The sequence below is a fragment of the Pseudobutyrivibrio sp. AR14 genome (genome assembly GCF_900101325.1).
In the GTDB taxonomy this organism is placed as follows: Bacteria; Bacillota; Clostridia; order Lachnospirales; family Lachnospiraceae; genus Pseudobutyrivibrio.
This window is the reverse complement of the sequence record NZ_FMUY01000008.1, coordinates 95502-119257: the sequence shown is the minus strand read 5'-3', so window position 1 is coordinate 119257 and position 23756 is coordinate 95502. Positions and strand designations below refer to the sequence as shown.

At 36.1% G+C, this 23756-nt stretch carries 20 protein-coding genes and 1 riboswitch; of the genes, 17 read left to right on the top strand and 3 right to left on the bottom strand.

The features are described from left to right. Window positions 1-37 precede the first annotated feature (37 nt). From BLP50_RS09140 to BLP50_RS09090, 11 genes are all read left to right on the top strand, one after another. Complete coding sequence (locus BLP50_RS09140; protein ID WP_090153924.1) at window positions 38-1021, top strand: helix-turn-helix transcriptional regulator; 984 nt, start codon at window positions 38-40, stop codon at window positions 1019-1021. Between the two features lie 16 nt (window positions 1022-1037). Then, complete coding sequence (locus BLP50_RS09135; RefSeq protein WP_090153922.1) at window positions 1038-2927, top strand: MBL fold metallo-hydrolase; 1890 nt, start codon at window positions 1038-1040, stop codon at window positions 2925-2927. Window positions 2928-3034: 107 nt separating this feature from the next. After that, the gene (locus BLP50_RS09130) at window positions 3035-4288 is read left to right on the top strand and encodes an AAA family ATPase (RefSeq protein WP_090153920.1); all 1254 of its coding nucleotides are present in this window, start codon (window positions 3035-3037) and stop codon (window positions 4286-4288) included. Window positions 4289-4336: 48 nt separating this feature from the next. After that, window positions 4337-5065 carry a DnaA ATPase domain-containing protein gene (locus tag BLP50_RS09125; protein ID WP_090153918.1) on the top strand — a complete coding sequence of 243 codons (729 nt, stop codon included), beginning with the start codon at window positions 4337-4339 and terminating at the stop codon, window positions 5063-5065. A 79-nt stretch (window positions 5066-5144) separates the two neighbouring features. Further along, window positions 5145-6092: a hypothetical protein gene (locus BLP50_RS09120; protein WP_090153916.1), complete on the top strand. Its 948-nt coding sequence runs from the start codon at window positions 5145-5147 to the stop codon at window positions 6090-6092. Between the two features lie 418 nt (window positions 6093-6510). Continuing rightward, complete coding sequence (locus tag BLP50_RS09115; protein WP_090153914.1) at window positions 6511-6861, top strand: helix-turn-helix domain-containing protein; 351 nt, start codon at window positions 6511-6513, stop codon at window positions 6859-6861. A gap of 106 nt (window positions 6862-6967) precedes the next feature. Next, complete coding sequence (locus BLP50_RS09110; protein WP_090153912.1) at window positions 6968-8011, top strand: ORF6N domain-containing protein; 1044 nt, start codon at window positions 6968-6970, stop codon at window positions 8009-8011. A gap of 416 nt (window positions 8012-8427) precedes the next feature. Beyond that, window positions 8428-9225 carry a CPBP family intramembrane glutamic endopeptidase gene (locus tag BLP50_RS09105; protein WP_090153910.1) on the top strand — a complete coding sequence of 266 codons (798 nt, stop codon included), beginning with the start codon at window positions 8428-8430 and terminating at the stop codon, window positions 9223-9225. Beyond that, the gene (locus tag BLP50_RS09100; protein WP_090153907.1) at window positions 9222-10010 is read left to right on the top strand and encodes a CPBP family intramembrane glutamic endopeptidase; all 789 of its coding nucleotides are present in this window, start codon (window positions 9222-9224) and stop codon (window positions 10008-10010) included. Before BLP50_RS09105 ends, BLP50_RS09100 begins: the two co-directional genes overlap by 4 nt. Window positions 10011-10026: 16 nt before the next feature. Beyond that, window positions 10027-10860, top strand: coding sequence for a CPBP family intramembrane glutamic endopeptidase (locus tag BLP50_RS09095; RefSeq protein ID WP_090153904.1), 834 nt, complete (start codon window positions 10027-10029; stop codon window positions 10858-10860). A gap of 234 nt (window positions 10861-11094) precedes the next feature. Further along, window positions 11095-12879 (top strand): EAL domain-containing protein, encoded by a 1785-nt coding sequence (locus tag BLP50_RS09090; RefSeq protein WP_176753735.1) that lies wholly within the window; start codon window positions 11095-11097, stop codon window positions 12877-12879. 92 nt (window positions 12880-12971) lie between these two features. On the opposite strand, the gene BLP50_RS09085 is transcribed toward BLP50_RS09090, so the two are convergent. Further along, a complete protein-coding gene (locus BLP50_RS09085; RefSeq protein ID WP_090153900.1) occupies window positions 12972-14633 on the bottom strand; it encodes a bifunctional metallophosphatase/5'-nucleotidase in 1662 nt (553 codons plus the stop codon). Between the two features lie 123 nt (window positions 14634-14756). Between BLP50_RS09085 and BLP50_RS09080 the strand changes: the two genes are divergently transcribed. Next, a complete protein-coding gene (locus tag BLP50_RS09080) occupies window positions 14757-16289 on the top strand; it encodes a GGDEF domain-containing protein (RefSeq protein ID WP_090153898.1) in 1533 nt (510 codons plus the stop codon). On the opposite strand, the gene BLP50_RS09075 is transcribed toward BLP50_RS09080, so the two are convergent. Both BLP50_RS09075 and BLP50_RS09070 read right to left on the bottom strand, forming a co-directional pair. After that, window positions 16266-17228: an ion transporter gene (locus tag BLP50_RS09075; RefSeq protein WP_090153897.1), complete on the bottom strand. Its 963-nt coding sequence runs from the start codon at window positions 17226-17228 to the stop codon at window positions 16266-16268. The two genes, BLP50_RS09080 and BLP50_RS09075, sit on opposite strands and share 24 nt — an antisense overlap. Before the next feature lie 21 nt (window positions 17229-17249). Then, window positions 17250-18041, bottom strand: coding sequence for an N-acetylmuramoyl-L-alanine amidase (locus BLP50_RS09070; RefSeq protein WP_090153895.1), 792 nt, complete (start codon window positions 18039-18041; stop codon window positions 17250-17252). A 104-nt stretch (window positions 18042-18145) separates the two neighbouring features. Then, window positions 18146-18329: riboswitch (Lysine riboswitch) on the top strand. A gap of 62 nt (window positions 18330-18391) precedes the next feature. Between BLP50_RS09070 and dapA the strand changes: the two genes are divergently transcribed. The 5 genes from dapA (at window position 18392) to BLP50_RS09045 (ending at window position 23740) form a co-directional block, all read left to right on the top strand. Next, the gene (gene dapA, locus BLP50_RS09065) at window positions 18392-19276 is read left to right on the top strand and encodes a 4-hydroxy-tetrahydrodipicolinate synthase (RefSeq protein WP_090153893.1); all 885 of its coding nucleotides are present in this window, start codon (window positions 18392-18394) and stop codon (window positions 19274-19276) included. Beyond that, window positions 19263-20801, top strand: coding sequence for a Na+/H+ antiporter NhaC family protein (locus BLP50_RS09060; protein WP_090153891.1), 1539 nt, complete (start codon window positions 19263-19265; stop codon window positions 20799-20801). The genes dapA and BLP50_RS09060 overlap by 14 nt, the downstream gene beginning before the upstream one ends. A 191-nt stretch (window positions 20802-20992) precedes the next feature. Continuing rightward, window positions 20993-21469 (top strand): KdsC family phosphatase, encoded by a 477-nt coding sequence (locus BLP50_RS09055; RefSeq protein ID WP_090153889.1) that lies wholly within the window; start codon window positions 20993-20995, stop codon window positions 21467-21469. Beyond that, window positions 21454-22230 (top strand): TraX family protein, encoded by a 777-nt coding sequence (locus tag BLP50_RS09050; protein WP_090153887.1) that lies wholly within the window; start codon window positions 21454-21456, stop codon window positions 22228-22230. The genes BLP50_RS09055 and BLP50_RS09050 overlap by 16 nt, the downstream gene beginning before the upstream one ends. Window positions 22231-22384: 154 nt before the next feature. Continuing rightward, a complete protein-coding gene (locus BLP50_RS09045; RefSeq protein ID WP_090153885.1) occupies window positions 22385-23740 on the top strand; it encodes a uracil-xanthine permease family protein in 1356 nt (451 codons plus the stop codon). Window positions 23741-23756: the final 16 nt, after the last annotated feature.

The window sequence follows — 23756 nt, the reverse complement described above, 5'->3', positions numbered from 1 at the left end:
ATTATAGTTATTAGATACTTTTACTGGAGGCAATTCTATGTATGGAACTGGAACAAAGAAAATGCTTAATATGCTAATTTTAGATATTTTAAGAGATTATTCTGATAGTGAGCATAGACTTTTACAACAGGATATTATTGATCTGCTTAAAAACAACTATGGAATGAATTGTGAGAGAAGAGCAGTTAAAAATAACATAGTTAGCCTTCAAGAGATGGGTTACGATATTGTTGCAAAACAGGGCTATTATCTAAATACAAGAGATTTCACTGATGCAGAATTACGTCTAATGATAGATAGTATTTTTACATCTGGGGCCATTTCTGACAAAGATGCCCATTCACTTGTAAAAAAGCTTGAACGTTATTCTAATAAATACTTTAAAGCGCATGTATCTCATATTCACAGCACTTCAAGTGGGAAAAATACTGATAATCCAATGGTCATGGATTCTATAGCAATTATAGATGAAGCTATTTCAAAAGGTCGACAGATATCGTTTTCTTACCTGCAATATGGAATTGATTTTAAGCTTCACCCTAAACGCAGTCAAAAATACATAGTAAGTCCTTACCAAATGATTAGTAATAGAGGTAAATACTATCTCATAGCAAATACAGAAGAATATGAGAATCTCTCACATTTTAGGTTAGATAGAATTACTAATGTGGAGATATTAAAAGATAAAAATAAGCCAATCAAAAGTATTCATGGCTATGAAAGAGGTCTTAATTTAAAGGATTATTTAGCAGAGCATTTTTATATGTTTCATGGTGAGAGTATTCATATAAAGTTAAAAGCTCATGAAAGTCTTATGGATAACTTAGTGGATAGCTTTGGAAAGGAATTCCGAGTTGAACCTGCCGGGGATGATGAAATAGTTGTGAGTTTAAAGTGTAATCCAGATACTTTTTTCTACTGGGCAATGCAGTATGGATTGAACATTGAAGTTCTTGAACCAGAAAGTATGAGAGAACGCATCCAGAGCGCATGCAGAGAAATAGAAAAGAAGTATTGTTAATGACAGGAGATAGAGTATGGAAACGCAGGGAACTGTAAAAGTTAGACTACATAGAGGTGCAAAGCAGATTGGTGGAGTGTGTACAGAAATATTTACAGATGATACTAGATTGTTATTTGATATAGGAGCACCGCTAGAAGGAGAAGGTGATCAAGCTAGACTTGATATAGATGGTGTTACAACTGGCACTACAAATTGCGATGGTATTTTTCTCACGCACTATCATGGGGACCATATCGGTGAGGTTGATTTTGTTGACGTAGCGATTCCAGTCTATATGGAAAAGCATGCTCGGAAAATTCTTGAGCTTCAACAGGATTATAAAAAAGGGGTAGTGGGAGCAGTATGGGCAGATAATGTTAATGAGATTGAAATTGGTAAGCCTATTAGGATTAAAGAGTTCACTATAACGGCGTTAGAATCAGACCATTCTGCTGCTAACTCTGTAATGTTCTTAATAGAAGCATATGGTAAAAGAATTCTTATTACTGGTGATTATCGTTTGCATGGTTTCTATAAGGATAAAGTAGAGGCTTCATTAATGAATCTTGGACATATTGATTTGATGATTACAGAAGGGACAAATATTTCTAAAGAAACCTCGTTGAATGTGCCATATCTTACAGAGCAGGCTTTAGTACCAGCTTTTGTAGAGGCATTTAAAAAGTATAAATATGTTTTCTTATTGGCATCATCTTCACAACTGGATAGAATAGCTTCATTTTCAAGATGTGTACCTTCTGGAAGGTATATGATAACTGACAGGTACCAGTACGGTTTGATGCAGGTATATGATGAGGATAGAGATAAAGAATTCAAATCTAACAAAGTACTATATGATAGTGAATATGTATTAGACAAGGCTGAGAAGGCCGGCTTTGGAAGGGTTGTTAGAAGTAATCATTCTTTTCAATTAATTGTAAAAGATTTTTTTGAAAGACACCCAAAAGATACATGTTTAATCTACTCTATGTGGAGTGGATATATTAATAAACTTTCAGATGTAAAGACTCTGGTTGACTATGCTGGTGACAATCTGATAAGGGCACATGTTTCAGGGCATGTGAAGAAGGAAGATTTGGAAAGGGCGATTGATATAGTAAAACCGGAGAAGCTAGTGGTTCATCATACATCTGTAAAAAAAGAAAAGTGTTGTATTGAAGTACCAAAATCCACTGAGATTGTATCAGTAGAAGATGGAGAGGTGGTTGAATTGAAAACATGTGATAGTTATAAAGACAAACCTGGTATTAATAATATAAGTAAAGAAGAAGCCAATCTGAAAGATATTGCGAAGATATGTAAAGAAGCTTTTGAATCAGAAAATCCACAAGACATATTAAAGAAAAAACTACGTAATGAATGGGAAAATGAAAAGCCACATAAGGCTACTCATGAGATTTGCGCACAATGTAAAACTGATAGAATAACTGAAAAACGTATATGTCGTTGCATGAATTATTACGATGAGAATGCAAATATATGCGATGAAGAACATTGTAAGCTGAAACTGAAATGGAAAAATGTTGGTGACATTACAGTGTCGGATTATGAGAAGCCTACAGAATATGTGATGGAGAAAGTTGGTGGTATGGACTTGATTCTTGATGAACATTATGCTGTGGAAGTCAAACCATACGACAGTGAGGAAACATTATCTAGGATGTTCGCTGAGATACTTACGTATACAATTGATGGAGAATATGAGCCTGGAATTGCTATGTTTAAATATAATCACGAAAAAGAAGAGGAGAGCTATCAATGGAGAACACTTCAAAAACTAGAAGGTGAAGACTATTTAAAAGAAATAATGGAGCATGTAAAAATTTTTACAATAGATTATGCGAAAAAAGGTAATATCGCTGAATATAAAATAGAGCCATATAGTCCTCAAACAGAAAAATAAACTCTATTATTGTGAAAAGAAGAAAACGATGTGCTAAAAAAGGCACATCGTTTTTTTTATTATGTGCATATAAAGGAACACAGTAATTATTATTGAAAGGATTTGATATGAAAGATTTTTTTGAGAAAATTATCGGTTATGAAGATGTAAAAAATCAGTTAAGACAAATAATAGATATGCTAAGGAATAAAGAAAAATACGAAAAAATGGGAGCGCGACGAATTAATGGAATTCTACTTGATGGAGAGCCAGGTACCGGAAAAACGACAATGGCTAATTGCTTTATAAAGGCAACTGGACGAGAAAGCTTTATAGTTCGCAAGAAGAAGTCTGATGGAAAGTTTTTGGATGAGATATCAAATGCGTTCGAAGAAGCCGCAGCTAAAGCTCCTTCAATTATATTACTTGATGATCTAGATAAATTTGCAGAAAAAGATGGAGGAGAAGACGCAGAGGAATTTGTAACTGTACAAGCTTGCATTGATGATATACGAGATAAAGATGTTTTTGTAATTGCAACAGTCAACAGTGATGCTTCTATGCCTGATTCATTGCTGAGAGACGGGCGTTTAGGTTTAAAGATTGTGATTAATACTCCCTTGAAAAATGAGGCTGAAGCTATAATAAGCCATTATTTAAGTGAAACGGTCGCTGCAGGAGACTTGGATGCTAAGTCTATTGCCAGAATGATGGATGGCGGTTCATGTGCAACTCTAGAAACCATTATTTCGTTAGCTGCAATGAAGTCTGCTTATAACAATCAAGAGAAAATAGAAATGAAAAATATTGTTGATGCATGTCTTGACGACTTTTTCCATGCAGCTGAAATAGATATATCCATAAGCGATGATACATTAAAAGAAGTTGCTTACCATGAAGCAGGACATGCATTAGCTGCTGAAATATTAGATCCTGATAGTGTCAGTATTGTATCAATGAGAAAAGATAGATCTAGTTATCTAGGATTTGTAAGATATTCAAGACGTTCTAGATGTGAGTATACATTTGAGTATATCGAAAAATTGATGCAAATTTCCTTGGCAGGAAAAGCAGCAACAGAAATAGTTTTTGGTGTTTCAGATATGGGGGCAAACAATGATTTGCATAAAGCTTTTGATCATGCTGAAACATTAGTTGATGATACTTGTTCTTTTGGATTTGGTAATTGGATACAAGATCATCATGATGCTGTTGCGGTTGAGAATCGTAACCGTGAAATGGCATCCTTAGTTGAAAGAAATTACATTGCTGTCAAGAAATTACTTATAGAAAACAGAGAATTGCTAGATAAATTTGCAAAGGCATTGCTCGAAAAAACAACTCTAATATACTCGGATGTTCAAAAGCTAATGAATAAATAAAGAGGTAAAAATTGTGCAAGATATTGAAAAGATGAGAGGTATTTGAGCATGAATACATATTCATTTGAAAATTTTGTTTCCGCAGAAACAAATCGTTTTGCCAAAGAAGCATGTAGTAGATTTGCAAATAGTTTCGGCGAATTATATAACCCTTTATTAATCTACGGTTCAAATGGCACAGGCAAAACACATTTATTAAATGGAATAAAAGGAATAATTGAAGACAGCAATTCAGATATAAAAGTCCTGTTAATCACTGGAGAACAATTTGCTAACGAAGTAATAGAAAATATGAGAGCTTCAAATAACGCGACCACAATGAATAAAATGCGTCAGAAATATTATGAAGTGGATATATTAATCTTCGATGATGTGGATTGGTTGCAGCATCTTGAGGCCACGAGAGAGGAGTTACTTCACATTGTTGAAAGAAGGTTGAACGATGGTAAAAAACTTGTGTTTTCGTCAACTATAGGGGTTAACGGATTATTTTCTGATTATCCTAAATTTAAAGGTATTATTGAAACTTTTTATGTGGCTTCAATAGAAAAGGCTTCATCCATGCTATTAGAATCATTAATTAATCAAAGCATTATGAATGGATTATCTATCAGTGATGACATAAAAAATTATCTTAAAAACCATACTGGAGAAAGCGCTACAAAACTAAAAGGAATGATTAATACAATTCAGATGTGGACTGATATTTACGGGCATGAACCTTCAGTAACTGATTTTGAAAAAATATTTGAGAATGACAATGCGTGTCACACCTAATTGATATTATGACTAGGTGTCTGGTGTACGCAGCAAAAATCTAAAGACCTAAATTATATACTAGAAGAGGTAATGACAAATGAAATATCCATATATTGAAGATGCGGACAAGAAACTCTTGTCATTATGTGAATTAAAGCTTCAAAAAATATATAAAGAAGAGCAAATTGAGGAAGCTAGAAAAAGATTGCTTTGGGAATTAGAGATAACGTCAAAACAAAAATCTGCTTCGTGTTGGTTATTTATATATGAGATGTTACAGGCTGTTGATGCGAACGAAGAGGAATGTTGGTTTCTAGGCGCAGTTAATTCATTGGTTTTAGCTTATATTTTAGGCTTGACGAGTATTAATCCTGTCGATTGCATCCCTAAGTTATATTCTGAATTTGGTATAAACAATAGCGGTAATTATCAATGTAGTTTTGAGGCAAATGTATCTCCGAGATTGTATGAAAAACTTGTGTCATTTTTTGATAATAATACAAGCTGTGACAATATCTCTAAAATTCTTACTGATGAAGGAAAAACTTGTGGATTTATTATTGGCGGAGAACAGGGAAGAGTATATAAAGGATTTGCAAATATCCCAGATGTATTTCATTTTTTGTTTTTTTCTTATGACAAAGCAGCTATATACAAAAAATTAGAAAGTGGAAAGCCATTCTTGGAATGTAAACCGCAAGAATTTGAGGATTATATTAAATGCTTGGGATTAGGACATGGTATTGGAGTCTGGGAAGACAATGCAGAATTATTAATAAAGAATGGAGTTGCAACTATAAATGAGGTCATTGGCAATAGAGAAGATATCTATGAAATTCTTTTAAACTATGGAGTGAAAAGAGAAATTGCTTTTGAAATTACAGAATATGTAAGAAAAGGTGTTCCAAAAAGAAGAGGATGGAATTCGGAACTGTTAGATGTAATGGAAAAAGCTAATGTTCCGGGATGGTTTATTGAATCTTGCACGAAAATTGCCTGCTTATTTCCGAGAGCGCATTGGATAATTTATTATACGAAACATTGATAGATGTATCATGATTATATCAATTCCTCAGTAATAGCCAATTAAACGTAGTTACAAACAGTACAAAAAGGAAGTTGCCTGTAGTTGTATTTATTATAGGTAGAGCTTGGTATGGCGCAGGTTTAGCTCCAGACATTTGAGCACCAATAAGCTTCTTTATAGAATCAACAATTTCTTTTTTGATTTTTTATCGTCAGTATCTCGGTATTTGGGGGGATTTAATATTTTAGCAATTTTATATAAATCAGTATCCAACAAATCATCAAAGTACTCATTTTCATTTATTATGAACGTTTTCTTTGTTTTGTATGGAGTGAGATGTAAAAAGAAAAGGATGAGTTTGAGATTGAATATGTATTCATTGAATGTTAGTATGTACGTATAATCGAACGAAGGCGTTTGGAAATACGGAGAGTATATGACTATAAGTGAACGCATATTTAAAATACTAGAACGTGAAAAAATGTCTCAAAGAGAGTTTTGCAGACGCGTGGGGCTCACACCAAGTACCGTAAGTGATTGGAAGACAAAGAAACATAATCCATCATCGGATAAAATTATGGATATATGTGAAGTATTAAATCTTACACCTGAACAGTTGCTTACAGGTAAGGGAATAGATGTGGATGAAGAAACTGAATATCTTGAGTTAGATTATCAGGGGCAACAGCTTGTAGAGGAATATTTTGGACTGAAAGATGAGGCAAGGAAGAGATTACTGGCATATGCTAAAGCACTTGGTGAATTAGATAGGCTTGAGAATATTTAAAAGCTAACCGTGTTCATTTTTTTCGTGTGGCTTATGTATGTCCGGAAATTTGCGGTGGAAATTTTTTACCGCAAATTTGGACTATGATTGAAAGGTAATATATAAAATGGCAAAGAAAAAAGAAGAAACAGAATTAGCAATCATCGAAGTAACAGCGGAGTATCTTAGAGATAGATTATACAATATAAGAAATCAGAAAGTGCTTTTAGATACAGATTTAGCAGAAATATATGGATATGAAACAAAGGCCTTTAATCAGCAGGTTAAAAATAATATTGAAAAATTTGATGATGATTTCATGTTTAGGCTATCAGATGAAGAAGTAGAATATTTGCGGTCAAATTTTTTGACCGCAAATATTAGTACAAAAAGTAGATATAATCCACATGTATTTACCGAACAAGGTTTATATATGTTAATGACTGTATTAAAGGGCCCTTTAGCAACTGAACAAAGCAAAGCACTTATAAGAACCTTTAAAGTATTAAAAGACCATGTTATGTTGAACCGGCAGTTGCCTATGGAACGTCAAATGTTGCAATTATCAATGCAGGTTTCTGATGCTACAAGTAATATCATAAAGATAAAACGTGATTTGAACATTGTTGAGGAGAATATTGCTACAGCTATGGGTGAATTAAGCGATGTTGTTCATAAGTCAGAGTTAGCTGATATTTTTTCAACTTTTGGTTATAGTAATAGTGATAGTGGATATCTTTTTTTGAATGGACAAATATTTGATGCAGATGTAGCCTATGCAGACATATACGCTAAAGCTGATAAATCCATTTTCGTGATTGATAATTTTATTGGACCTAAAACATTACAGTTATTAACACATTCTAAAGCTGGTATTGATATCAAAGTATATAGTGACAATTTAGGTAAAGGGCTTACTGTTTCAGAGTATACAGATTTCAGAAAACAATATTCAGGAATGAATATAGAGTTATATGAATCGGGCGGCATTTTTCATGACAGATACATTATTTTGGATTATGCAACAGATAAAGAAAAAGTCTATTTATGTGGTTCATCTTCAAAAGATTCCGGCGCTAGGACTACAACGATTTTGGAAGATGGTGATACTTTAAAATATAAAGCTTTAGTTGAACAATTAAGTGCAAATTATAAATTGAAATTGAAATAGTTAGAGGATATATGGTAAAGGAGAAGATATACCAGAGTTTCTATTGTAATGCAGATAGCGTTTAAATCATTTTATTAATATTAAGACGATATTCTCAAATATGAATTCTTTAGATGTTGAGGATAAACATAGTCGAAGAAAGAAGGAAGATTTGAAAAAACGTTTATACGATATTTATGATTAAAGGAAGTACTTTGAGATTGTGGATCTTCTCAAAAAAAGCTAAGCACTTTTCAAACATAATGGTCACCCCAGTGATACTCACGGGGTGGCTTTTTCTATTTTTTTCATACCAGTAGTATGTGGACGGGGCGTATGTACTGTTTTACTATGTCTATCGTAGTACGACAGATGCAGAGACCTTATATCCACAGTAACTACACATGTATTAATGGTGATTGAAAAGGAGATTAGAAATGGAAAAAAAGAAATCGGCAGCCGGTTTTCAGGTTGCGCTAATTATTACGGTTCTGTTTTTTATAGCGCAGGAATTTGTATTTGGGGGAGCCGAGGAATTTGGCATAGGGTTTACGGCAGTTCGTGTTGTGTTGGGGCTTGGCGGACTCATTGCCATTACTAAGTTGTATGGAATCGACTTTAAATTCAGAGGGAGAGAGGTTGGCAGAGGGATTATTACCGCCGGGTCACTGATTTTTCTGGCTATAGGTATATGGAATTTTAGTGGTACATTGAAAACACCGGAATTAGGATTTATGCAGGCGCTCCCCGCAGTTATTATTATTCTGTTTTGGGGAATGAGTGTAGGTCTTTTTGAAGAGGCCCTATGCAGAGGCGTGTTATTTAATACATTTAGAAAACGTATGGGTGAAAGCCGTAGCAGCATAATGAAGTCTATAGTTTTTTCTTCACTCATATTTGGATGTCTGCATTTTATGAATCTTATTGACAATCCTCATCTTGTTGTTGCGACTATTACACAGGTTATATATGCGACATTGATTGGAATATGTTTAGCATGCATTTATTACATTACAGACAATATCTGGGTGGTTTCCATCCTACATGGGCTTTTTGACATAGGAGCAGTTATTATGGGATGTTTTGTAGTTTCAGGCTCGCGTATTTTTTCAGATAAAGACGACACCATATTGGAATTGTTCCAAGCTTCAGGTATATACATGATTATTACAGCGGTATTCATTATTTTGCTGTTTATAGAATTCGAGAAAAGAGGAATTTTGGAGGAAAAATGAAAAAAAGAAGTTCTACACCAGGGTTTATTCTTGCAGTTATTATGTTTTTAATATCGTCAGTAGGATTACTGTTTTTAGGCGAGGGAAATTTTGGGCTGCCGGGAATGATTGCTCGTTATGTTATTGGTATAGTCGGCGTTGTTTTTATGGCAAAAGTATATGGAGTAAATTTTAAAATCAAAGGATTTTTCAAGGGACTTTTTAGCGTTATCGGCTTAGTTGGAGTAGTTTGTTGCATACATAATTTAATAGCTATGAGGATTCCCACTGATCTTGGTCTCAAAGAGGGACTTCCAAGTGCAATCCTCATGTTTCTGCTTATGATGTCAGTAGGTGTATTTGAAGAGGCTATCTATAGAGGTGTACTCTTCAATACATTAAGAAATTGTTTTGGTGAAAGCAAGGGAAGAATAATGCTGGCAGTGATTTTATCTGCGATTCCTTTTGGAATTACTCATTTTCTTAATCTTATTTTCTATCCAAATCTTGTAGTATGGACCACTTCTCAGGTTGTATATGCGACTGCAGGTGGAATTCTTTTTGCATGTGTTTACTATATTACAGACAATTTTTGGCTGGTTGTGTTTTTACATGGACTCTATGATTTCTTTGCTAGTATTTGGTCATGCTTTGTAAGTCAGGCGGAAGGAATTGGAATTCCTGCAGTAGACTCAACAATAATGCAAGGAATAAAAGAGGCGTTTTTCGATTGTACCATTGGAGTGATTGCTTTCATTGTATTGTTAGTAGTTCTCAATAAAAGAGAAAAGGAAAGTGAAGCATAAAAGGAGTAAAAAGAATATGAATAAAACAAAATATCGATTAGGAATAATCTTGTTTATCGTGGTATATTTTGTCAGCACTATACTTTTGCAGTTCATAAATGGGATAGGTGCTGGCATGGTGGATTATATGATCCACAGCATTATAAACGTGGCAATGTATATAGTTTTCATACTTGCATTTGGGCTAAAGAAATCACTTCGTTTCAACCTAAAAAGCCTGGGAGAAGGAATTGTTGTAGGCGGAGCTTTTACCCTGTGGACTGTATTTAATATTTTCTATTACATAATAAGAGGAATAAAGGAATACGGAACACCGCTTATGGAAACCAAAGGCATTATTATTTTTGTTATAGCGATTACTATTGGAGCAGGGATGGGAGAGGAGTTCCTTACACGAGGAGTCCTTTTTAACTTTATAAGATCTGCAATCGGGAACACCAAGGCAGGTATCATTACTGCCATGATAATTCCATCCATGGCGTTTGGATTGAAACATCTTGGAAATCTTTCAGGCTGTAGTGATCCGACACCTGTCTATGCACAGGTTATTTATGCTATCGGAATAGGCTTCCTCTTTAATGCAGTTTATGTGCGGTGCGGTAATATCTGGGCCTGCTCTATACTACATGCAGCGTTTGATCTTTCAGTCATGGTTTACTTCTGTATCTATAGAAATGAAGGACTTGAAGGAGTAGGAAGTTTAGTTGCGGAATGGCTTGGATATGATGCTCTCATCCTTAAGGGAGTAGCTATTACTGTTGGGTTCTTTGCCGTAGGACTATTTCTTATTAGAGATTCTAAGCTTCAGAAGTGCATAGAAAGATATGAGAATGAAGCTTTGGAAAATTAAAGAAATGTAAATAGCATCGCTCTTTTTTGTGTAAAAAGCCTCTTCACAGATAATTCATTGGAATAAAGCAGAAGAATTGCGTAAAATTAATATGTAAAGGGAGACAGAGGTAAAAGGTACACTATGTGGGACTATAGCTATGTTATTCCTAGCATTTTAATACTGTGCATTCTTCTGTTTTATTATTTTACTTTAAAGAGACTGCCAATTAGGATTAACCGCGGCTTCGTGGCTTTGTTAGTCACAGAAGTGGTGGTAATTGGTTCTGACATTCTTGCATCATACGCTGATGAGAAATATAAAGAACTGCCATATAATTTGGTGGTTTGGTTAAATATCTTATATTTTATTGCATTTATAGTTCGAATAAAGATGTTCGATACTATCACTTGCAATGTGTTCTCTATTAATCCTTACGAAGATAAGATTGGTTCGTTCGTTAAGGATATTCCTCTTATACTCACTACAATTGTAATTATAAGTTCATATTGGACGGGAAGTGTTTTTTCGATAACAGAAAATGGATATGTCCGTGGCCCTTATTATGACATAATATATTTTCCATATATATGGTATTTAGTACTGGGCATTTATTATATTGCGAGATATAAAAATCAAATAAAAAGAAAGAGGGATTTGGTTTGTGTAATTGTATATACGGATTTAATAATTATAGGACTAGTTATTAGGATAATGTTTCCGCAAGTTCTTTTGTTTGATACATTTTGCGTAATGTCAGTAATAATTATTAACCTGGTATTTATGAACCCAGAGTTTTATATAGATAAGAGAACTAATCTATTTAACGCGGAAGCTTTACATGCAGTCCTTCGGGAAAAGCATAGCATGAGGGATCATTATATACATGGATTTGTTATAAAAAATTATAATGAAGCCAGAGAAGTATACGGACCCCGTCAGATGGATGAAGGTGTCTATTTAATCGGAAACTATCTGAATAAAACATTTCCTAAGCTTAAAATTTTCTATTATCGGAATGGCAGATTTGTGGTGATAGGCAAGGACTTTGAAGATCTTTTGAAATCGAAAGAAAAGCTGGTAGAGAGATTTAAGGAACGCTGGGTATCTAAAAATACAGAGCTTTACTTGAATGTAGGCATAGCAATGGGTACTGTTGATATTATGGACTATGACCCAGAGCTATTAATTACAGCAATCATTAGCGTTCTTAATAAACTAGGAGCAGATTCTTCCATAAATGAAGTAGAAATAAATGAGCAATCCATAGAGGATAATAGAAAACAAATTGAGGTAAGGCGATGCCTAGAAATTGCTATAGCCCAAAATAGAACCGAAGTATTTCTACAGCCAATAGTGGATGCCACAACCCATAAAGTTATTGGTGCAGAGGCGCTATGCCGAATTAGAGACAATGATGGGAAAATAATTTCACCTGGATTATTTATACCAATAGCTGAGAGAAATGGTCACATAACAGCTCTTGGTGAGCAGATGTTTGAGAAAGCCTGTAAATTTGTCAGTGAAAACAATATTGAGCAGTATGGTATGGAATGGGTAAATGTAAATGTATCAACTATCCAGTTCATGCAGCACAATCTTGCAGATAGATTTGAAGAGATTCTGAAAAAGTATAAGCTTTCTCCGGAAGTTATTCATCTGGAGCTTACTGAGGCTGCTATGGTGGAGGAAAACCTCATGGATAGCCAGATTAGAAATCTGCAGGAAAAAGGTTTTTATCTGGTTGTGGATGATTATGGAACAGGTCATTCGAATATAAGCAGAATTAAAAAATATCCATTTATAAATATTAAGCTAGATATGAGTTTGGTATGGGATTATGCTAAGAAACCTGGAGTTATAGTTCCTAGGATGGTCCAGGCATTTAAGGAAACAGGATATACTGTCACTGCTGAGGGAATAGAAACAAAAGAAATGGCAATAGCGCTAAAAGAATGTGGATGTAATTATCTCCAGGGAATGCTATTTAGTATGCCTATTCCAATTGAAGAGTTTCTTGAATATGTAAAAAATAATTAGATTGAAAAAAGAGGTCGAAATGAAGTGAACCTCAAAGCTAGGCACAAGCCTAGAATTTGATGGGTGCTTCTCTTCGACCTCATATTTTTATGTTATTTAATTGTTATATTTCCAGCAGGCTTGCCATATTTATCAGCTGTGATTTTTCCGCCAAGCTCTGTCTGTACGTAATCGATAACAGCCTCATCCATTACGATTCCTGTGTCAAACTGATTAGTAGAATTTCCAAATACATAATAGGTATCGCCACCTGCAGCTACAAAATTGTTAGTAACTACGGCATATGTATCCTTAGTAGAAAATGGCTTGCCATTAATACTTTCGATTGAAACTCTGCCGATTGCAGCTGGGCTATAGTATGTAGAATCTGGATATGCTGGCCCCTGTGCAAAAGGAACAGCAGTATTTACTGTAAATTTAATACCTGAAACCTGAGGGAAACCACCGAGGGCATCAGGTGCACAGTATGTACTAGCTTCAAGAGCCTCAAGCAACTCGTCGCCAGTCACATAAACTACAGAAACAGTATTACCAAATGGAAGAACGGTATTCAAATCTTTTTTAGTCACGCCGCCCTCGCTGATGCTAGCGCGGATTCCTCCACCATTAGTGATTGCTACAATGTGGTCAGCAGGAACAGTAATAGAACCATTTTCCTTGGTTACGCTCCATTTGATAGCATCGCAAATCAAATCACCAAGATTAGTCTCTTCTGTACGAACACCAGGATCCTTGCTTCCGTTTAAAGCAACCTCAGACTGTGCGAATACTACATCGTATTCAGCGTCGATTCTATCGATAACAGCCTGTGCAATCTGTGCAGTAGCTGGATTATCTACCATACCCTCTGTGCTAACAAGATAGTGGTCTTCAATAGTCTTAGTAGCATTGTCGATAACGATGGCACCGATATATTCAAGCTTTGTGCCTGTAGAAGTAACAGGCTCGCCAGCAGAACCTTCTGTCATAACAGTGTGAGAATGACCATCGATAATCATATCGATACCAGTTGTATTAGCGTAAAGGTCAGTACTTCTGTGACCATCAGGAGCTGACTCTTCATCAACACCAAGATGGGCAAGACAGATAACCAAATCACAACCCTGACTCTTAAGTGTATCTACCTGACTCTGAGCACATGTGTAAAGGTCGGTTTTTGAAAGGAAGTTGATTCCCTTTATAAGGGCTGGATTAACCTTTGTCTGAGTCTCAGGAGTTTCCATACCAAAGAATCCGATTTTTAAACCTGTATTTGTAGTAAATACATAGTTTGGATCAAGGATTGGATTGCCGTTTCCATCTAAAACATCAGCACAAATAGTTTTGAAGTTTGCCAAAGCTAAATTGCTTTTAAGCTGTGGATAACCATAGTCGAATTCGTGATTACCAAGTGTAGCCACATCATATCCAGCAGTATTCATAAGAGCTACAGCAAATGCGCCCTTTGAAGTACTTACATAAGGTGTACCCTGACTGAAGTCTCCGGCGTCAGCAAGAACAACCTCTGCACCTCTGCTTTTTAATTCATCCTTTAATGCAGTGACTTTTGCATATTTATCAACTGCACCATGGACATCATTTGTGTGGAGAATGATAGTCTTTCCAGTTAAATCATTTGAAATGCTGCTTACTGCTCGCACATCAGCTGCACCATCGTAAGCATAGGCTGTTTTTGGTACAAATGCCACGGAAAGGACAAAGACCAAAGCAAGTGCAAGAGTGAGCACTCTTTTTAAACCATTGAGTTTTTTCATACAAACCTCCTTAAAGTAATTTTAGCCCTTAAGCCTTATCACTATAATACATCAAATGGCATATCTATTAAAAGATAGTAAGTACAAGGTAGTTTCACAGTTTTTTCACACAGTTTGCAAAAAATGGTAAGAAACTTCTGTTATATTACTCCTATGCAGACCAGAAAGGAAAATTTTTTAAATAAACAGAAGAAGGTAAATGACGATATCAGAGATTACTTTCAGCTGTGCATAAAGAGTATCGACAAGGATAACTTGCATATGCTAAGGAAGGTTTGCATGTACGTTTCCATGGTGTACATGCTAATGTTTGCCATAGCATTTATTGTCATGCCTGTTTTTAAGATAGATGTTACTTTCTTTTTGGTAATACCACTTCTAGTAATATATTTCTTTGTAAATCTCCATATAAGTAAATTAAAAGAAGAAATTAGTACAAATGCTACGGGATTAATATGTGGAGCATTTTATTTTTCAATGTGTATCATATGCGTCTGCATGGATGTATTTGGCAATAGAAGTCTGCAGATGATATGGACGCCGCTGGCATTTATTGTTTTTCCGATGGTGTATATAGATAAGATGTATAAATATGGAATAGAGGAATTGATTATTATTCTGATTTATGCGCCTTTGGGATACTTTAATAAAAGCATAGAACTGTTTAGACTTGACTTACATATTCTTATTGCTGCCTATATTATTGCTATGATATGTGCTCATATTATTCTTGAAATGCGAAGTAAAGCGGGACTTACGTTGATTGAATTGAAGAAGATGAGTGCCATAGATAAGCTTACCCACGTGCTTAATAAGGGAGCACTTCTCCAGAAAATCGACAATTATTACTTGCAAAAAGAGGCAGAGGCACCTAGTGCAATGCTTATTATTGACTTGGATGATTTCAAACAGGTCAATGATAACCTGGGTCACAATACCGGCGATTTGCTTTTGGAGAGAGTGGGAACCCTTCTTATCAGCAGCTTTAGAGTATATGACATAATAGGAAGATATGGTGGGGACGAGTTTGTGGTACTTATGCCTAATATGACAGACCCTGCTATTTTGCAATTGAGATGTCGTACTTTGCAGATGTTTTTGGCAGATGTACAGCTGGGAAATGGTCAGCCATTTTCTGTAAGTATAGGTGCAGTTATTGACAAGGGATATCATGCCAGCCAGGATGTCTTTAGGATTGCCGATGATGCACTTTATAAGTCAAAAATAATGGGCAAAAACTGTGTGACAACATGGATGGTAGAAAAAGAATGTGAAGTTTCAATAAAACCTATAATAATTAATATAGTGGAAAATGAAGATGATCCTTTGGCAAAATTAGGAGATGATTCTGACGAATACCTGTATAAGGTGGTTTCAGATGTAGATGAATCCATTAGGACAATAAGTCAGTACCGAGAGAATATTAAAGCTATAGTTGTAAATATGGCTGTAGAAATGGAATCTGATGGAATCATTCTAAGATATATAAAGACTAGAGAGGGCTTTTCCAATATACCTGTTCTTGCCATCGCATCAACAGATGAAGAGGCAAGAAAGGCTAAGAAACTTGGAGCCAACAAAGTTCAAAAGAGCGATTTACCACCTGAAAAATATAGGAATACAATTAATAAATTAATAAGCATGGAAGAAATATGAATCGGCGGCAAGCACCACAGTGTCGCCGGTTTTTATTTGTAATTCATTGACAGGAATAAGTGCCTCACCATCTCGCATGACAACTGCAGGAAGAAAATGCTCAGGCACCCCAAGCTCATCCACACGAAGACCGCTCCAACAGTGTCCATCACTTACCCTTACAGTAAGCATATCGATGTGTTCATCTCTTGCAAAATTGGTAAGCATCTTAACTCTAGAATAGTGCTCAACGAAACCGGCGCTTATGATACCGGTAGGGATAGCAACAACTCCTACACCGAGAAACGCCGTACAAATACCCATGATTCTACCTGCAGTGGTAATTGGGAAAATGTCACCATAACCAACAGTAAGCAGAGTAGATACTGACCACCAAATTCCAGAAAAGGCGTTTTCAAAAACATTTGGCTGGGCATTATGCTCTGCGTAGTAAATACCAATAGAGCTTGCTAACATCAATATAAGCACAATAACAATGGAAGAAAGAATTTGATTCTTCTTTTCGTGTAATACGGAAAAGATTACTGCAAAAGAATCGTACTGTCCGTTGATTCTAAACAAGTGGAAAATTCTAACGACTCTAAGAATTCTAAAAGCAATAAATCCAGATAAAAAGAAAAATGGAAGTATAGTAAATAAATCTACGATGCCATCGAAAGAAACTAGAAACTTGAGGATGGCTCTTTTCTTTGAAAGATTAGGATAAAGCAAATCAGCAGTCCAGATTCTAAGGACATACTCGATGCAAAAAATGATAATAGTAACAAGGGCAACAGCGTCTAGTATTGGAAAATAAGGAGATAGATTGCTAAAGGTCTGTAAAACCATAACAAATACATTGAGAATGATAACCGCTGCAATGAAAATATCGAATGCACGGCTTACAATATCTTCCTTATTTCCAATTTGAATGATGTTAAATATACGCTGTTTTTTCAAAACAAAACCCCCATTTGTTTATTATTTAAGAGCTAACCCGTAATATTTTGCAATGCCTGTTGCATCGGCAACACCAAGCTGTTGATACTGCTCTGGAGTGCTTAAGTGATTTACTCTGTCTGAATAATTGGTGCAAAAAGCATGCTCAACAATAATGCATGGAATGCCAGAAGTCTTTGAACGATTAATAAGGGCGTAGTAGTCCTTGGCAGAGCCATCTGGATATGTGCCAGAATCAGAATCGCGAGTGACAAGACCTGTGCCATTTGGGCAGAGCTTCCAGTTGTTAACCTGAAGGCCTGTACCTACAAGCTCATTTAGAATAGAGCTACCAAGATTCTGTCCAACTACACAGTAAGATGGCTTGTAGTTAGGATTTGGAATAATTACCTTGGAACCGTTTTGTGAAGCATCTAAATCAGGGTCATAGTCATTATGAAGGCTGACGATTACATTTGCCCCAACAGATTTGGCATAATCAACACGACCTGTTAGGCAATCAGATTTTGAATTCTGATCAGCTCCGTATGGGCAGTCAAAACCGTAGCGAGTCATATAAACTGTTACGCCAGAATATTTCTCAAGCTCCTGCTTGCAGTAGTAGGCGATGTAGAGGTTGGCAAGGCCTTCCTCGAAATTTTCATAGTGACAACCTATATGAGTGCTGTCGTGTCCTGGATCTAAAACAACTACGATATTTTTTGAAGTCTTGTTAGATTTGGCTTCTGAAGTAAAGTCATTGCTGACAAATAAACTAACTGATGCCGCTAAACATAGGGCTAAAGATATGCATTTTTTAAAGAATAATCTCATAACAAATCTCCTTGTATATTTTCCATAATTTTATCATCAAAAAAGGGTATTATCAATTTTTTGTTGACAGGTGACAATTGAAGTTGTACTATGAGGGCAACTTAATAAGAGATAGAGGTTGCGAGAGACATTAGTAATCTCATTGATGGGACAGGCCCATGTGATATGAGATGAAAGGGGATTTCGCCGAAAGAGGATACCGCCTGTAGGTGTTTGATCTTGGGCATATAGTTAATAGCTGTATGACTGTCATTTATAGTTAATTATAGATGGGGAGCTATCATAATCGTAGACATTTATTAGCTGACCATCTATGTATGGTCAGTTTTTTTATTACTTAGGAGGATAATATGAGTATTTTTAACGGTGCAGCAGTAGCAATTGTAACTCCATTTAATGCAGATGGTTCAGTTAATTATGAGAAGCTTGATAATCTTATTGAATATCAGATTAAGAACAGTACAGATGCAATTGTTATTTGCGGAACAACAGGCGAGGCTTCAACACTTTCTCATGAGGAGCATTTGGATGTTGTTAGACATTGTATCAAGACAGTAAATAAGAGAGTACCAGTTATTGCAGGTACAGGTTCAAATTCGACAGAGACAGCTATCTATTTATCACAGGAGGCTGAGAAGGCTGGCGCAGATGCTGTACTTCTTGTAACACCATATTACAACAAGGCTACACAGGGTGGTCTTTATGTACACTTCAAGGACACAGCAGATGCAATTAACATTCCATGTATTCTTTACAATGTACCTAGCCGTACAGGTTGCAATATTTTGCCAGAGACTGCAGTTAAGCTTGCAAAGGATGTTAAAAACATTGTTGCTATCAAGGAAGCATCAGGAAATATCAGCCAGATAGCAAAGCTTGCTCACTTAGGTGCTGGTGTTATTGATATTTATTCTGGTAACGATGATCAGATCGTTCCTATTATGTCACTTGGTGGAATTGGTGTTATTTCTGTATTGTCAAATGTGGCACCACAGCAGACACATGATATATGTCAGGCTTGCTTCGACGGAGATTTCAAGAAGGCAGCTCAGATGCAGCTTGATGCACTTCCACTTATTGATAGCCTCTTCTCAGAAGTTAATCCAATCCCTGTTAAGAAGGCACTTAATTTAATGGGCTTTGAAGCCGGACCACTTAGAAAACCACTTACTGAAATGGAAGAAGCTCATGCGAAAATCTTAGAGGAGAACATGAAAGCTTATGGAATTTACTAATACAGTTTGGTCTTTACTTCCACCATTAATCGCGATTATTCTCGCCCTTATTACAAAGGAAGTTTATTCATCTTTATTTATAGGTATATTTACAGGTGGATTGTTGTATGCAGGATTTAATTTAACCGCTGCTATGCAACACATCTTTGTTGATGGCATGATTGGTCAGCTTTCAGACAGCTGGAATGTAGGTATTCTTATTTTCCTAGTTGTTCTTGGAAGTATGGTTATGCTTATGAATCGTGCCGGAGGTTCGGCAGCATTTGGTAAATGGGCCGTTACTCACGTTAAGACAAAGGCAGGAGCGCAGGTAGCTACAATTGTCCTTGGTATGCTTATTTTTATCGATGATTATTTTAACTGCCTTACAGTAGGTTCAGTTATGAGACCAGTTACTGACAAGCATGGCATTTCTAGAGAAAAGCTGGCTTATCTTATTGATGCAACAGCAGCACCTGTCTGTATCATTGCTCCTATTTCATCATGGGCAGCAGCAGTTACAGGCTTTGTTGATGGAGCTAATGGACTTTCACTTTTTATTAGAGCCATCCCATACAACTTCTACGCATTGCTTACACTTGTAATGATGTTTTCTATTACATATATGAAGTTTGACTATGGTGCTATGAATTTAGCGGAGCTCAATCACAGAGCACAGCTAAAGGAAAGCAAGAAAAAGGATGCAGCCAGCCTTACAGGTGCAGAGGACCAGCCTCACCCACCTATCTCTGAAAAAGGAAAGGTTAGCCATCTTGTATTTCCAATCGTCTCTCTTATTGTGTGCTGTATAATCGGTATGATTTATACAGGCGGTTTCTTTGAGGGAGCTAGCTTTATTGATGCATTCTCTAATTCAGATGCTTCGGTTGGACTTGTTTATGGTTCAGTAGTTGCACTTATTATTACTATTGTTTTCTACCTTATAACAAGAGTGCTTAGCTTTAATGAGTGCATGAATGCAATCCCAGAGGGATTCAAGAGTATGGTGCCTGCAATACTTGTTCTTACATTTGCATGGACACTTAAGTCTATGACAGATTCCCTTGGTGCAGCAGAGTATGTTGGAGGTATCGTTGCCAATATTGCTGACAATAGAGCACTTATGAGTCTACTTCCAGCGCTTGTATTCTTAGTAGGTATCTTCCTCGCATTTGCAACAGGTACATCATGGGGAACATTTGGTATTTTAATCCCAATCGTTGTAAATGTATTTGGCGGAGATGTAAATAACGAGCTTATGATTATTGCTATTTCAGCATGTATGGCTGGTGCAGTTTGTGGCGACCATTGCTCACCAATATCAGATACAACAATTATGGCATCTGCTGGTGCTGATTGTAACCATATCAGTCATGTAAGCACTCAGCTTCCATACGCATTTACCGTAGCAGCTGTATCACTTGTTTCTTATATAATATCTGGATTTATTAGAAACTGGTTTGTTTGCCTTGTTATCGGTATTGCTCTTATGATAGGAACACTTCTTGTACTTAAGAATGTGACTAAAGCAAAGGCTCAGGCCTAGTATTTTTGCAAATTTTTAAATAATAGTGTCAAGGAAGGTCATAGGCCATAACCTTGGCACTTTTTTAGTGGAAAAAAGGGCAGGTGGCATCTTAATAAATAATTGTATACAAAAATAAATCCCACAATCTTAGGGAAATATATTAAAATTATGTACTAAGAGAATGAATTGTTTTAAAGGAGCTTATAATAATGAAAGATATTAAATACCTAGTGTTAGATGTGGATGGCACACTTACAGATGGTTGCGTATATATGGGAGAAAATGGTGAGCTTTGTAAGGCTTTCAATATAAAGGATGGCTATGGCCTTTGCCATCAGGCTATTCCAGCTGGAATCGTTCCAGTTATAATAACAGGTCGTACTAGCAATATTGTTTTGAATCGTTGCAAGGAGCTTGGCATTAATGAAATTCACCAGGGTATATCTGATAAGCTTGGAGAATTAAATGAGATTCTTGCAGAGCGCGGGGAGTCATTAAAGGATTGCGCATACATGGGAGATGACTTAAATGATTTACATGTAATGAAAGCAATCAAGGCAGCTGGGGGACTTATTGGTTGTCCTGCAGATGCAGCGGCGGGAGTTATTGAATGTGCTGATTTCGTCTCATCTAAGGATGGCGGAAGAGGCTGCGTTAGAGAGTTTATTGAATGGATACTTTATTAATTAATAGAAAAGAAGGGATTGGCAATAGATTTGAGATTACAGGTACGGGACTAAAGCTAATTGCAATATTGACAATGTTTGTTGATCATTTTGCCCTTGGACCTCTTGCATCCTGGATTATTGAAAATACGCCTTCTATGTCGCCCGACACATATGCCTCCTATTACACTTTTTACCATGTGTTGCGAGGCATCGGAAGGATGTCATTTCCTATATACTGTTATCTTTTGGTGGAGGGAGTGGACCACACTAGAAATATTAAGAAATATGCAGTGAGAATTTTGACAGTAGCATTGTTGTCGGAGATACCCTTTGATTATCTTTTCTATGGCAGATTTTTCTATTGGTATCACAACAATGTACTGTGGGTATTATTATTGGGATTGATTTGCCTTCATCTGTACAGTCTAGTTGAAAAATACGAGGCTAGTCTTGCTCTTAAAATGGTAATAATGTGCGTGGGAATGGCTGTCGCGCATTTTACATTTGTTGATTATGGAGAGGCAGGTATTTGTTGTATATGCTTGATAAGCATATTAAATGGGGAAGATTTCAGAACACGTATTATAGCTTTTATGGCAGGCGTTGGAGCATTAGCTGTTTTATCAAGCTCTATTGAATTGCTTGCCATGGCAATGGTTATTCCAATTGCCTTATACAGAGGAGAACGAGGAAGAGATAGCAGATTCATTAGGAAATTTTTCTATCTGTTTTATCCCCTTCACCTTTGTTTATTAATACTTGTAGATTACTGTATTTAGATTTGACAATATTTAAAAAGAGATAGCTTTTATCTGATTTATTAAGGGTTTTTTAGCCTTTTAAAGAAAGTCTTCTAGGATATTGTACAAACCTAAATATAGTGATAGAATACTGAAAGTTTAAATAAAATTATATTTTTAAGGGAGGAAATTTATGAACACAAACGCACCTATCAAAGATGCATCCGTTCTCGGAGTGCCAAAAATGTTAATTCTTGGTCTACAGCATTTATTTGCTATGTTTGGAGCCACAATCTTAGTTCCAATCCTTGTTAACAATTACTTCGAAGGCGAAGGTCTTTCAATTCAAGTTACTTTATTTTTTGCCGGTCTTGGCACTTTATTTTTCCATTTATGTTCTAAATTAAAAGTTCCAGCATTTCTTGGTTCCTCATTTGCATTCTTAGGAGGATTTCACACAGTTGCTAATTTACATACAGGCATGTTTAAGAACATGACTATGGGTGAGAAGCTTCCATATGCATGTGGCGGTATTGTTGTGGCTGGATTACTTTATTTGATTCTTGCTTTAATCATCAAGCTTGTTGGTATCAAGAAGGTAATGAAGTTTTTACCTCCAGTTGTAACAGGACCAATCATCATCTGTATCGGTCTTTCACTTGCGCCATCAGCTATTACAAATGCTTCTCAGAACTGGTTGCTTGCTCTTATTGCGCTTGGCGTAGTTATCGTATTTAACATCTGGGGCAAGGGCATGTTTAGAATTTTGCCAATTCTCATGGGCGTAGTTATCTCATATGTATTTGCAATTATTTTCAACGCTATCGGAATGACAAATGCAGATGGCAGTGCAATTCTTGATTTTGCAGTTGTAAAGCAGGCAGCTTGGGTTGGAGTTCCTGATTTCTTCTTTTGCAAGTTTAATGCACAGGCGATTTTTGTTATGGCACCAATTGCTATTGCTACAATGATGGAGCACATCGGAGATATGTCAGCAATTTCCGCTACAGTAGGAGAGGATTTAGTTACTGACCCAGGTCTTCATCGTACACTTATAGGCGATGGACTTGCGTCATCTATTTCAGCACTTTTTGGTGGCCCTGCTAATACAACATATGGTGAGAATACAGGTGTCCTTGAGCTTTCAAAGGTTCATGATCCAAAGGTTATTAGAATTGCAGCAGGTTATGCAATTGTCCTTTCATTTATTCCAAAGATGGCTGATATTATTGGAACAATGCCTACCGCTATCGTAGGTGGAATCAGCTTTATGCTTTATGGTATGATTAGTGCAATAGGAATTAGAAATGTAGTTGAGAATCATGTTGATTTTACTCACTCACGCAATCTTATAATTGCAGCAGTTATTTTAGTATGTGGTCTCGGATTTTCTGATGGACTAACATTTACAGTATGTGGCACAGAAATTACTCTTACGAGTCTTGCTATTGCTGCTTTGGCAGGTATTGTGCTCAATGCGATTATTCCTGGACGTGATTATGAATATGGAAATCCAGAGCCATATCGCTTTGATAAAGAAGGAATTTAATGATGTTTTAATTTGC